The sequence below is a fragment of the Bacterioplanes sanyensis genome (genome assembly GCF_014652515.1).
GTDB lineage: Bacteria > Pseudomonadota > Gammaproteobacteria > Pseudomonadales > Oceanobacteraceae > Bacterioplanes > Bacterioplanes sanyensis.
Genome location: NZ_BMYY01000006.1, coordinates 49,592 through 62,834, shown reverse-complemented (window position 1 = coordinate 62,834; position 13,243 = coordinate 49,592). Strand labels below are relative to the sequence as shown.

Below are 13,243 nucleotides of genomic sequence, written 5' to 3'. Positions count from 1 at the left end.
ATGCAGCAAGCAACCCATAAAACCCTGTACAACACTCATAGCTGGATTGGCATCTGGTGCGGCATTTTATTGTTTGTCGTCACGTTTTCTGGCCTGCCAGCGATGTTTGCCCACGAGTTAGAAGTGTGGCAATCGCCCACTCTTAGCCAGCTTCACAGTGTGGATAGCACCCAACTCGACAGCGTGGTGGCTGATGCCAAAGCCAACGGCTTTGACTATGCCGATTATTTTATTGTGCCGGAACTAGAGCGTGGTTTTGTGCAGCTGGTGCACTTTGAAGAAGGCCAAGAACCTGATATTCGCTATTACGACGCCAGCACCCAGCAGCCGCTGGAGATTGGCCACTCAGACATGGCCCACGTTCTAGAGCACCTACACACAGACTTGCATCTACCCAGCCCAGTGGGGCGCTATGTGGTCGGCTTGGCCGGCATGGCCATGCTGTTGTCCATCATCGCCGGTATTTTAATTCACGTTAAATGGCGCAAAGAGTTTGTTATGTTGCGCCCCAAACGCAGCTGGCGCTTACTGCTCACCGACCACCACAAACTGCTCGGCTTATGGACCTTGCCCTTCGCATTTATTTTGGCCTTTAGTGGCACGATTTTAGGGTTATTAGGCTTGGTATCGCCGCTATTAGCCGTGGCCAAGTTCGACGGCGATGTCGATAAAGCCGTGGCCGCCGTGGTGGGGCCACAAGCCGAAGTCAGTGGCACTGCTGCTTCCCGCCTAAGCCTAGATGCACTGCAACAGCAGGCGCTAAGCATTCAGCCGGAACTGGATGTGCACTTTATTCATGTCACTGCCGATGGCGATGCTAATGGCTTGGTGAAGTTCTCTGGCAACCATGTCGAAAAGCTCAGCAACTTGCAAAACGTCACCCTGCAACTCACCAACGGCGAACTGGTGCATCAGTCTGATGCTGCTGAGCGCGGCCCTTTCCAGCGCATTTTTGCCGCCGTGACACCGCTGCATTTTGTGATGTTTGGCGACATTATGCTGAAAGCCTTTTATGCCCTGTCGACTCTAGCCTTAAGCTTGATGATAGTGACGGGCAATATGATTTGGCTGGCCAAACTCGACGCCCCTCATAAAGCTGCGCGCGCCAAACCTCACCCACTGGCACGCTTCACTCTAGGTATATGTGCCGGTCTGGTCAGCGCCTGTGCAGCACTAATATGTGCCAGTACCTGGCTGCAAGGCATGGCACAGCAAGCCGCGTTAGAAGAAGGCACCTTCTGGTTGGTATGGGTGCTGGCGCTGGCATTGGCTTTTAGTCCGCTAACACTGCGCCGCCAACTCAGCCTACACCTCAATGGTGCCAGTGCATTGCTGCTGTTGACCTTGCTGGGCGATGGCATCATCAATGGCCGCTGGCTGTGGCATGCGCCGCTGCTGACGGTAGGAGTGCACATAGGCCTTTTGGCCATGGCCGCCATGCTGGCATTTGCCGCGGCCTTGCTGGCTCGTATGCAAGCCAACAGCGAACGCCAACCTCAGCGCCATGAAGGCTTTAGCGCAGACTCCTCGCCGGCCTAATGTCCTGGCTCGACATTGCCTGCGAACAGCGCCTGATGGCCTTGGATGCCTACACACCAAAGTGTAGGCATCACTCCCCGTTAGCCCCCTTGACCGATGCGCGTATAATGGCGCTTCTTTTCTTGATTTGAGCCACCCCATGTCGGATTCCTTCGCCACTCTACCGCTGCCCGTTGAGCAACTCGACAACCTGCAACAACTGGGTTACCAGCACATGACCGCCATACAGCAACAGGCGCTGCCAGCGGTGTTAGCCGGCCAAGATGTATTAGCACAGGCCAAAACCGGCAGTGGCAAAACCGCCACCTTCGCCTTGGGCATTTTGGCGCAATTGAATCCGCGCTTTTTTGGTGCCCAGGGTCTGGTGCTATGCCCAACCCGAGAGCTCGCCACCCAAGTAGCCGATGAAATCCGTAAGCTGGCACGCTACATGGCCAACATTAAAGTGGTGCTTTTGTGTGGCGGCCAAGCCATCGGGCCGCAAATCGGCTCACTGTCGCACGGTGCTCATATTATTGTCGGTACCCCTGGCCGGGTGTGTGACCATTTGCGCAAAGGCACCTTGGCGATTGAGCAGTTAAAAACCCTAGTGCTGGACGAGGCCGATCGCATGTTAGATATGGGCTTTAGTGAGGACATGCATTTTATTGCCGCCCACACACCAGAGCAGCGCCAAACCCTGCTGTTCTCCGCCACTTACCCAGATAACATCGAGCTGTTAAGCCGCGATTTTCAGCAGCAGCCCACCATAGTGCGCATCACCAGCCAGCACAGCGTGGCCACCATTAGTCAGCTCAACATTCGCTGCGATAAGCACCAACGTCTAGAAGCACTGCAACGTACTTTGGCCCACCATCCGGTGCGCCAGGCCGTGATTTTTTGCAATACCCGTCAAACCACCATGGAAGTGGCGCAGTATTTACAGGAGCTACGCACCAGCGCCGTGGCTTTGCACGGCGATTTGGAGCAAAAAGACCGCGACCGTTTATTGACCCGCTTTAAACACCACAGCGTGAACTTTTTGGTTGCCACCGATGTCGCCGCGCGTGGCCTCGATGTGGACGACCTAGATACCGTGATTAATTTCGACCTGCCGCGCGATCCAGAAGTGTATGTGCACCGCATTGGCCGCACCGGACGCGCCGGTAAACAAGGCCAAGCATTTAATATTGTCAGCAATAATGAACAGCACTTGCTCGATCGCATTCGCCAGCACACCGGCCATGCACCGGACGACGAAGTGTTGGAACAACTGAGCACCGCAGCACTGGACATTGACCTCCCTCCTTACGTCACCTTAAACCTTGCCGCCGGCCGCAAAGACAAACTGCGCCCTGGCGATATTCTTGGCGCCCTCACCAAAGACGGCAGTGTGCCTGGCTCTGCAGTCGGCAAAATCGACGTACTCGATTGGACCGCTTATGTTGCCATTGAGCGTGAACATGCCAAAACAGCGTTAAAGCAGTTACAAGAAAACCGTATCAAAGGACGACGAATTAAAGTGCGTAAGGCGTGAGCGCTTTATAAATTAAAGGCCGATGGCTCGTTCTATGGCCATCGGTTTCACCTTTTAGCCCGTTATGCAGGTATAAACATGACTGACAAAACCAGCGGCCTAGACCACGGGTTACAATAATCTAAGGCAACTCTGAATAATTCGGTGTCTGCTCTGGATCGCCAAGGGCTTCAGATCACGAAGGCGGTTTGCCGCTCTAGCCAGCTAAAGCAAAAATCGGCGACACAGAGCTGGAGTTCTCTGGCCATGCCCGCAGGGCGCGGAAGGCAGGCTTGCATAACGTCGTTGGCGATGTGGTAAAGGACTGGCCATTTCCTGCCATCTCCGCCTTGTTCTGAACGCCTGCTGCACTCACGCAGAGCTGTGCAAAATTATTCAGAGGTGCCCCAATCACCTTACCCGCCGACTGCACCAGACAACTCGACCCACGATTTGCACCTGTTCATCTTCGGTATTCAGCGTCCAGCTGGGGTAACTGGCGTTATCGCTTATCACCTGAATCGCTGAACCTTGGCGCTGCAGCCGCTTGGTCATCAAACCATCGGCATGGCTCAGTGCATAAATGCCGTTATTTTGGAATTGCTGCTGAGCCGGGTCCACCAAAATCATGTCGCCATCTTCCAGCGTTGGTAACATAGAGTCGCCACTGACATAAATAAAAAACAGTCGATCGCTTGAAACACGCAATGTTTGGTTCAGCCATTGGCGATCGAGCACAAACTGCTGCTCCAGCTCTTCACTAAAACCGCTGGCGCCAAAGCCCGCACTGGCCTGCACATCCAGCACCGGCGCATACACCAAGTCATTGGCACTGTCCGCTGGAGCCAGTTTCTGTATGCGATCCGCCTGATCGCCGGTAAGCAACCAAGTTATATCAACATTCAATTGCTCGTAGATTGTTTGCAAATACTGCATAGAAGGACGCGACTGGCCACGGCAAATCTTATAAACATGACTGGGAGACTTACCCGTTAAGCGGGCAAACTGCGCCTTATTGCCATCGCAAACGGCATCAATAATATGATTAAAGCGCTGACTCAGACTCATAGGATACTGCTCACACAAAAAGCCGCTATGATACGGGTGCTTAGATAGAATGTCAGCGGCTATTCATGCAAACCCATACGCAGCATTATCTACACAAGATCGTAATCCCTCTCAAGTGCTTCAGCCGGTGTTGGCTTTTCGTTTTCTCCCGCTGAGCTATTAATTAGCTCGACGACTCTTTCGAAGCCATCCTCCCCTCCTTTAACGGTCTCTAGAATAACGAAACTATCACCATCCATATCCAAGACGACATAAACAAAACAACGATCATGGATAGTTCTTTCAAGCATTTTCGCCGATACCTGTCTCTTCTTTAGCTTATAGACAGATCTACGTCCTATTAAATCGGTAATAACCAGCTTACCTAAACCAAAATCAAAAAAAGTATGTTTGACACGAAATGCCGACATTAGGTAACGAAAAGACAGCACCAAAATGAATATCGAAACCCCTAGCCCACTGAATAAGTAACCATTCCAGTAAACCACCAAGCCAGCTAGAACAGCCGTGAGAAGCATCAATATAGCGAAAACTATCAAATGGCTAAGGGTATTGGGCTTGGTCAGCTTAAGCTGCTTTAAATGAGGATAATAGTTGATCAGCTTGGTATTGATAGCTTCCATAATCTGCCTTTTACCGGAGCTCAGCTCCGGGTTAAGTGTTAGTCAAACATACTATCAAAGTCGGGATTTATATTCTTACTACAGCGTTTACGCTGCTCATTCACTTCCCGGCGATTGGCAGCCATCATGTTTCGCGTAGCATCATTCATTAAGGTCTGCGGCACAGGCAAAGCTATAGGGCTGTAGTCACCTGAAAAGCCCACTAGCTTTCCACCGCCTATGTTCTCTAACTGTTTAAGTGTACGACCGAAGTCTTTACCACTGCAGTGAAAGTGGCTACCACTACACGAACACTTTTTAACCAATTCATGAGCGCGAAAGCCATCGTCGAGTGCCATTAGGCGGGTATTAGTATCTATGTCTCCCGTCACCACTGCGCCAGGCTTATAGGACGAATACACAATCGCTTTAATAGCATTATTGTGGGGATTATTGATGTGCCACTGGATTGGGTTGTAAGAACCCAAGAAGAGCACCATCGGTTGCTTGGCTGGGCGTAGGTTAAGCTGTACAACACCATCTTGCGCATCGCTTTCATAGGCACCAACATAATAAAGCTGATGAGGCTCGCTGGTACGCTCTAGTTCTGCTTTTACTTGGCTGCGAGTCAGCAGTTGTACTGGCTCCTGCACACGCACCATCACATCTGTGGTATGCCAGTTATTAATGTACTCAACCTCTATCGTATGGCGGCCTTTATCCAGCTGTAGCTTTATTTCAGTATCGCTGTCACCTTCGTAAATCAAATGATCATCAATGATGATGCGTATTTTGGCCCAGCTAAGACTGGCAGAAACGACCCTTTCACCTGCCTCTGGCATCACTATGCTGCCAGCCCAATAGGCTCCAAAGTCTTCAGACTTGATATTATGGAAATCACTCCAAGCGTAGTTAATCCCCAACGAGCTGGATAGCTCCTTATGCACTAAGATCTCTGGGCTATTCGTATTAAAGAAATAACCCATATAGCCATCATCAGGGAAATCATTATTGGGATTCAGCTTGGCGCCCCAGCTGGATTCAGCTTGCGGAAATTCATATAACCCAGCCAGTGCTGGATCTCCAGCGGCATTGATCAGGCTACTGGCCAGGAATAAAGCCATGACAATGAACAGGGCTTTTGAGCGATGCAGAACTTTGGTCATCCTTTTCGTCCTCTTAAAAAGATGGCTGCGGATTGAAGCATCAGTATTCCTCAATATCAACTGATGCATGGCGCATTTCTGTCACGCCTCAACAGGCAGCTCGACCTCAAAGCTCTTGCCATACATCTGCAGCATTAAACGCACGGCTTGCAGCTGTTGAAATTCAGCGCCCAATATTTGATAGTCTTTTGCTGTTAATGGCTGTTGTAGACGCTTTAGATAATACTCGCCGTCAAATGCGTAAATTTTGTCACCCACTATCGGGTGGCCAAGGTGCGCCAAATGACAGCGAATTTGATGTTTGCGTCCGCTGTGTAGCCGACAGCGCATTAAACTGTATTCACCCTGTGTTTTAACCAGAGTAAATTCAGTTCGGCTTAGCTGTGGCTTGGTGTATGCGAGGGTGTCTGATTCGCACACATACATGCGATTGCGAATGGCACTGTCACTGCGCTCGCTGATGGTGCACTCTAAGTCATAATACTGCCAGCTGGGCTGGCCAAATACCCAGGCTAGGTATTCTTTTTCTGCCATTAAGCGGCTGGCTTTCTTTTTCCATTTTTTATCGACGTGACTGTTTTTTGCCAGCAGTATTAAACCGCTGGTTTCGGCATCCAGCCGGTGCATTAAATGCGCCTCGTGCCACGGGCTTTGTCGGCGCACTAGAGAAACCAGGGTATAAAATAGATTGCGCGTGGTTCGGCTTACGGGCAAACCTGGCGGTTTATCCACCACGAGAAATTCGTGATTTTGCCAAACTATGCGCCAGTTACAGTCGACTTCGGCCTCCCAATGATCAGGCAGATCCAGCCATACGGTATCACTGGGGTAGACACTGGTTCTTATGCACTGTGCTCGGTGTTGGTTTATGTGAACTCGACCTTGAGTCAAGAGTGTGGTCAGCGGCTCGCTGTCGCGCGGTAGCCTCGGGGCCAAAAAGTCGACCAGTGATTGGGGTTCGAAAACCCGAAAATCTAATTGCATGACAAGCTCAGCAATAAAAGATGGGAGCGCCGATCCACATTAAGGTCCCCATCACAGCAAGGCGATGAAAAGGCGCAGCAAGGCGATGGAAAGGCGCATGATAATTCAAAGACTATTCAGTTCTCGCAAACTTCAACCCAAAGCACCCCCACTTCTGTGCGCACCACTTTTACCAAGGTTCCGGCTGCGATGGGCTGCTGGCTTTTTAATTTCCATTTCACACCGGAGTACTTATGTGTAGTCAGTCCACGCTGGTCTACGTCTTGTTCCAGAATAAAACTTTGCTCGGCAAAGTCGTTGCGAACCGGCTTAGTATCCGTTTTATTCTGTAGCCGCCGTAGCGGTTTCCATAACGCCACCCCCAGCAGTGAGGTGAGCAAGACGTTACTCCACAGCGCGGTGACCCAATCGGCCGGCAGCACGCCCAACTGCATTAAAAAACCGGTTATGAGCAACGACAAACCGAAAAACAGCAATATAAAGGTGGCAAAACCTAACATCACTACTTCAGTAATCAAGGCTGCTAGCCCTAGGACCATTAGGCCTTCCGGTAAGTGCTGCAATAGCCAGTTAATCATGCATTATCTCCGTTAGGCGATGTTCCTTGAGGCCGCTGCTGATGATTAATTCTATTGACAATGCTCATGGCCGTTGCGACCAGTTGACTGGCATCGTTGCTTTGCTCTGGCAACAAGACCACAGAGGATTCTCGGGCAATGGCCGCTTTGGCTTCGATTGCTTTGGTCGCCAAGTCGAGCTGAATGGCTTTTTGGCCTTTTTCCGTGTCGGCGGCTTCACCGACTTTGCGCAGGGCGTCGGCTTGCGCCTCGGCGACAGCGATAATCGCTTTGGCCTCACCCTCTGCTTGTAAAATTTGCTCAGCACGGTCGGCTTCAGCGGCTAATACCTGAGCCTGTTTTTTACCCTCAGCCACGTTGATGGCTGCTTGGCGATCACCTTCGGATTCCAGAATTTGGGCGCGCTTGACTCGCTCGGCTTTCATTTGTGCTTCCATTGCGTCCATCACCGATTTGGGCGGCACGATGTCTTTAATTTCATAGCGCAATACCTGAATGCCCCAGGGTTCTGCCGCTTCGTTGATCGAGGCAACAATGCTGGCGTTCAGCTGGTTGCGCTCTTCGAAGGTTTTATCCAGCTCCATTTTACCCAGCTCAGAGCGCATGGTGGTTTGTGCTAGCTGGGTAACGGCGAAAACATAATCATCGACACCGTAAGTGGCCTTGTAGGGGTCCAATACACGAAAATACAACACGCCGTCTACAGAGAGGGTAATGTTGTCTTTGGTAATGGCTGACTGGCTGGGCACATCCACCGCTTGCTCTTTCAGGCTACGGTCGGCGGCAATGCGGTCGATAAAGGGCACAATAAAGTTAATGCCCGCTTCTTTGGTGGATTGATACTTACCAAAACGCTCCACCAGCCATGCACGGTTTTGCGGCACAAACTTGATGCTGGATTTGAGCAACACCAAGACAAATATCAGAGCCACCAGCTCGATAGAGAAAATCAGATTCAACAATGATTCCATGGGCGTAGGTTCCTTCTAAATGGTTGATCAAAGCTTATCACGAAGTTGGGATAATTCTGCACAGCTCTGCAGGCACTAGACGGTTCCGAGGTTGGCGGAATCCTACCTTTGCAGTCGCCGCTGCCATGCTATGGTCACTCATGGCAGCCAGTAATGAGCAAAACGGAGGGAGTATGTGGTCAAGCCTGTGGACACAATGGATGGATTTTTGGCAAGAACCGGGGTCTATTCCGCTACAGCAACTGCGTGAGCGCCATGAATACCCTGAATCACGCTACGTGGATATCGACGGCATGCAGGTGCATTACCGTGATGTTGGCAGCGGCCCGGTGTTGCTGTGCTTGCACGGTATTTTCTCCTCTTGCCACACGTGGGAAGGCTGGAGCGATGAGCTGAAACCAGACTTTCGCGTTATTAGTATTGACTGCCCTAACTTTGGTCTCACCGGCCCCCACCCGCAGGGCATGCGCGAGCACCTATACAGTGACTTTATTGGCCAGTTTCTCGATGCACTCAACATTGAACGCTGTCATGTGGCGGGCAACTCACTGGGAGGCTGGATGGCATGGGAGTTTGCCGCGCGCTTTCCACAGCGTGTCGATAAGATCATTTTGCTGGATAGCGCTGGTTTTTTCTTTGTGCCACCCCCGATTCTTATTTTTATGGGCCTGCCGCTGATGGGCTGGGTCAGCTCGCACCTTGCGCTGCCACGTATGATGGTGCGCGCCATTGTGCGCAGCACCTATGCCCAGCCTGAGCGCTTACAACACGTCGTGGCCGAGCGCTATTTTGAATTATTAATGCGCAGCGGCAATCGCAGTGCAGCGGCCAATGTACTGGCTTTTGTGCGCAATCGCGGCGGCTTTAATCACAAGCAACTCCAACAGGTATCAGCGCCCGTCTGCGTCATGTGGGGCGAGCAAGATGAGTGGATACCGCCATCGCACGTGGCGAAGTTTCAACTCGCTCTGCCGCAAGCCGAGGTGCTGCGCTACAGCGATTGCGGCCACCTGCCGATGGAAGAACTGCCACAGCAAAGCGCCAAGGATGCGCGTCGATTTTTATTGCAGCAGTAAAAACGACAAGGTGGAGCCAAAGCTCCACCCAACTGCATCAATGCAAGGTGCCATGCCAACGCTGATTGGCCTTGCCATGGGCGCTAAACATAATCAGTTGACTGCCGCCGCCCGCCACATCCAGAACCTGATTGGCATCGAGTTGAGCACGCAACATATTACCGGCGTAGCTAAAGCGTTGATGATCTGCATTGGCGTTGCAGTGCTCAAGTTGCAGCGGCGTATGATCGTAAATCATGCCATTGGGAATGCTCAGGCACAGCTCGCCAGCCTGGCCATTAATCATAAGCCCGGTACCACTGTCGAAGCGCCACTGCTGCGCATCGCTGCCATCACAAGCCGCCATACTGACCACGGCATCGACGTGATCGCCTTGCGCGGTAATGCATTGGCCAGTGGCTTCGCTACGGTATTGCACCCAAGCATTGCGCGGCTCAGTGACGCGCAACTCCCACTGTTGATTGCTGCCACCGTGGTACGTCCACTGGCCGACGTTTGCGCCGTTAGCTGTGCCATAGGCATCGGCAACGATGTTCGAGTTGTGACGGCTGGCGAGTTTATTGCCCTGATAATCCCAGCGTAAATTATCCGAATCGATACAATCCCAAATAACGATCTCGCCATTATCATGGGCTTGGCCACGGTTATCGAGGCACTTTTCTGGGTTGGCTTTATTGCGAAACATGCCGGCCTCTCGATCGTAACGCCACTTTTGATCCTGTGAGGTCAGCTGGCAATCCCAGAGCTGCACACTCACGCCATTATTGAGGTTGTCGTCGTTGCCGGGAATGTCCATGCAGCGCCCTGAATTGCGATCGACAATGGAAACATACGTTCCGGCAGCACCAGCATACTTGGGCGAGCCGTTGGCGATGGCGTTTTCCCACATTTGCAGGTAAGCCTCGGCCGAATTCATCACCGCTTCATAAATACGAGTGCTGGTATTTTCTCGAATGTCCTGGATATGATCGGCGACCAAACCAAAGTGCGCCAAACCGTCCTGATTAAGATCAAATACCCGGTTACCCGTTTGCTGGCGCTCAATGGTTTGACCAAACTCTGTTATAAACGGATATTGCAGTGGGTTGCTATCCACGTCATCACGCGGCCAAGCTTGGGAGCCAATGCCGCCCATGTCGGTAGAAAAAGGCACCCCTACCCAGTGGCCGGTGGATGATTTTAAGTCGATAAATTCACCAATGCTCCACTCCAAATTACTGGAGGCACTGTTATAAGGTGCCAACATGCCACCGGCACGTGCAATGCGATGATGCAGCTCATGAGCAGAGCCATCGGGCTTGCGATTTAAATGGCTATGACCGCTGACCACACCGTGGTATTGGCGCGCCTCAAGCAAATCCATAATCGCACGACCTGTACGTGTGGAGGTGTGGTCGAGCTCAATGATCATGCCCAAATCCATCATGCGCTCCACCAAGTATTCACCCAACGAGGTTAAACCGTGGCGGTTGCAATGTAGCCGGCTTTCGTCATATTCCGGACTAAGACCAATGCCTTTTAAAATATCACCAATGACAGGCACATCGCTCAACAGCGGAAAGCCACTGGTAAAGCGCTGCCCGCGAGTTTCGTCATCGCATTCTTCGGTTGCAAAGAAACGACCGCTCGACAGCCACTGGCCCACGTTAATAAAGCCATCTTCTTGCCGCGCCGCCCCTAGTTGATTATCAAATCGATGAACTGGGTACATCACACGCACGCCCGCGTCATACACTTCCATCAATTGGCGCTCAATGCTTTCTTTGCTACAGCTGTCCTTGAGGCCACAGTTAAACAATTCTGACGCTTCTATGCCCATCAAAATGGCCATTTTGCCATCGGCGATCACCTCTCTTGCTTGCTGCGGTGAAGTAACCAGGCGGAAAAACCCCTTACCTGGGCCACCCTGTTGGGCGTCGATGTAATCCTGCATTTCTTTTAAGCGGCGGATCTGCAAGTGAATACTGGCCATGGTGTTGCAGTTGTTGGGGTTGATCCAGCTCGCTGGATTCACGGTTTTTTGCACATTGCACAGCACTTCATTTTCAACCAAGTGCGTCACCATCATGCGCACACCACCGCGATGAGCGCGTTCAATCCACTTGTAGTAATACTGCATGTGAGATACTTGCTGCCGATTAGGCCAAAAAGGAAAATCGGGCCAGCCGCGCGTATCATAGCGATGGTTCACATCGTCATAACCCATCAAGTTACCGATAATATCCAAAGAGCCATTGGGGCCATGAATTTCTTTGCTGTCTCGTAACGCAGTTTCAATGCCCCAGCGGTGAAACGGCTCGCCGTGTAAAAACTTACCGCCCATAAATTCATACGATGTAATGTGCGTATGCAGGTCGATGCTGCCTCGCACCGGCAGCTCAACATCGCCCTTTAAGGCATTCAAGTCGCCGCTGACGTTGACTTGTGCTTCGGGAAAAGGCGTGCAATCGCTTTTTTGCACCAGTCGAAACTGACTTTCACTGCCACTATTGTTTGGATTCAACAGATCAATGACATACACACCCCCCTCTCGATAATGGCCGGTACTGCCATAATTGTGACGAATCACCTTAGCCAGTTTGGGGCCATAAAAGCTGTAGAAGAAGCCGCCATCCGTTTGCGGGTGTGCCGTCACCTTAAATTCTGCGAACTCACCGGCATAGCGCCCGGCAGAAATCTCATTGGGCAAGTGAGTGGCTAAATAGCGCCCGTCTTTATCCGTTAGCATAAAGTGAAAGAAGGAGGTTGGCTTAAAGTAGAAGCTGGCCGCCTGCTCTAAGCTGGTCGCCTTGACCTGCCAACCTAAGCCATCATCTATAGCACCGCCTTTGTGATAGCGATTGATAAACTTGCCATTGGCTGGCGACTGTATGGCGTAGCACCCTTGCGCCAGTTCATGCACGGCTTGTTCGGCATCTTGTCGCTGCTCAACGGGCACTTCTGCAGGCGGCGGTTGGGAAAATGCACCGGCCTGTTGAGTCAGCAGCAAGCCGACACCGAGCCCAAAACAGTAATGCATTATGCGGTTTATGTTCATGATCAGTCCTTGCCGTATGGCTTGTTTTTGTTGTCAGCCAACTATGGACAAGAATGGTGAAATCGCCACAGGTATAAACGCGTCACCCTTGTGCAAATCGTGGAAAACGCTGAGCGATGATTAAAATATTGAAATAATTAGCATGACATGACAGCGTCAAAAAGTTGCCATGATAAAATCACTTACAAGTGACAATTTATTGCTAATGTCCAACAGCGGAGGCGAAGACCCATATGCTAAAAATTAGGCCCTTGCAGCACGCCGATCGACACCCAGTCCTGCAACTGGGTGTCGGCGAAGAGCAATGCCAGTATGTCGGTACGACGCAAGAATTACTGAGCAATCCACCGCCAGACTGGCACCTGCATGTCATCGAAGCAGATGAGCAAGTCATTGGTGTGTTTAATATCGATCATGGGTACAGCCAGCATATGGCGTTTGCTGGTATTAACGACGCCGGCTTACGCTCGTTCTTAATTGACCAAAGCCTGCAAGGCCGTGGATATGGTAGGCAAGCGGTACGCTTGTTGCCCAGCTACCTACAACAACACTACCCCAGCATGGCCTGCATTTGGCTAACGGTGAATTGCCGCAATACCAGCGCCCATCAGTGCTATCTAAAAGGTGGCTTTATGGACAGTGGAGAGTTGTATTATGGCGGTCAGGCCGGGCCACAGCACATCATGTACGTATCACTTCGATAGACCTCTTGGAGCCGAGTGGCTCA

Annotated in this window: 11 protein-coding genes; 4 read left to right on the top strand and 7 right to left on the bottom strand. The window is 51.4% G+C overall.

Annotated elements, in window-relative coordinates; translation table 11 throughout:
* Both IE090_RS10430 and dbpA read left to right on the top strand, forming a co-directional pair.
* Window positions 1–1,539 carry a PepSY-associated TM helix domain-containing protein gene (locus tag IE090_RS10430; protein WP_189388324.1) on the top strand — a complete coding sequence of 513 codons (1,539 nt, stop codon included), beginning with the start codon at window positions 1–3 and terminating at the stop codon, window positions 1,537–1,539.
* Between the two features lie 139 nt (window positions 1,540–1,678).
* Window positions 1,679–3,055, top strand: a complete 1,377-nt coding sequence (dbpA, locus tag IE090_RS10425) for an ATP-dependent RNA helicase DbpA (RefSeq protein ID WP_189388323.1) — start codon at window positions 1,679–1,681, stop codon at window positions 3,053–3,055.
* Window positions 3,056–3,445: 390 nt separating this feature from the next.
* Here the strand turns inward: dbpA and IE090_RS10420 are convergent, their stop codons facing one another.
* From IE090_RS10420 to IE090_RS10395, 6 genes are all read right to left on the bottom strand, one after another.
* On the bottom strand, window positions 3,446–4,102 hold the full coding sequence (locus IE090_RS10420; RefSeq protein WP_189388322.1) for an XRE family transcriptional regulator: 657 nt from the start codon (window positions 4,100–4,102) through the stop codon (window positions 3,446–3,448).
* Between the two features lie 89 nt (window positions 4,103–4,191).
* A complete protein-coding gene (locus IE090_RS10415) occupies window positions 4,192–4,725 on the bottom strand; it encodes a hypothetical protein (RefSeq protein WP_189388321.1) in 534 nt (177 codons plus the stop codon).
* Window positions 4,726–4,763: 38 nt separating this feature from the next.
* Window positions 4,764–5,870, bottom strand: coding sequence for a hypothetical protein (locus IE090_RS10410; protein ID WP_189388320.1), 1,107 nt, complete (start codon window positions 5,868–5,870; stop codon window positions 4,764–4,766).
* Between the two features lie 81 nt (window positions 5,871–5,951).
* On the bottom strand, window positions 5,952–6,854 hold the full coding sequence (locus IE090_RS10405; RefSeq protein ID WP_189388319.1) for an RluA family pseudouridine synthase: 903 nt from the start codon (window positions 6,852–6,854) through the stop codon (window positions 5,952–5,954).
* Between the two features lie 116 nt (window positions 6,855–6,970).
* Window positions 6,971–7,432, bottom strand: a complete 462-nt coding sequence (locus IE090_RS10400; protein WP_229815697.1) for an NfeD family protein — start codon at window positions 7,430–7,432, stop codon at window positions 6,971–6,973.
* Window positions 7,429–8,403 (bottom strand): SPFH domain-containing protein, encoded by a 975-nt coding sequence (locus IE090_RS10395; protein ID WP_189388318.1) that lies wholly within the window; start codon window positions 8,401–8,403, stop codon window positions 7,429–7,431. Before IE090_RS10395 ends, IE090_RS10400 begins: the two co-directional genes overlap by 4 nt.
* Before the next feature lie 173 nt (window positions 8,404–8,576).
* Here IE090_RS10395 and IE090_RS10390 point away from each other — a divergent pair, with 173 nt between their 5' ends.
* Window positions 8,577–9,479: an alpha/beta fold hydrolase gene (locus IE090_RS10390; RefSeq protein WP_229815696.1), complete on the top strand. Its 903-nt coding sequence runs from the start codon at window positions 8,577–8,579 to the stop codon at window positions 9,477–9,479.
* A 37-nt stretch (window positions 9,480–9,516) separates the two neighbouring features.
* Here the strand turns inward: IE090_RS10390 and IE090_RS10385 are convergent, their stop codons facing one another.
* On the bottom strand, window positions 9,517–12,516 hold the full coding sequence (locus IE090_RS10385; RefSeq protein ID WP_189388316.1) for a ricin-type beta-trefoil lectin domain protein: 3,000 nt from the start codon (window positions 12,514–12,516) through the stop codon (window positions 9,517–9,519).
* Window positions 12,517–12,749: 233 nt separating this feature from the next.
* Here IE090_RS10385 and IE090_RS10380 point away from each other — a divergent pair, with 233 nt between their 5' ends.
* Window positions 12,750–13,220: a GNAT family N-acetyltransferase gene (locus IE090_RS10380; RefSeq protein ID WP_189388315.1), complete on the top strand. Its 471-nt coding sequence runs from the start codon at window positions 12,750–12,752 to the stop codon at window positions 13,218–13,220.
* The last annotated feature ends 23 nt before the right edge of the window (window positions 13,221–13,243 follow it).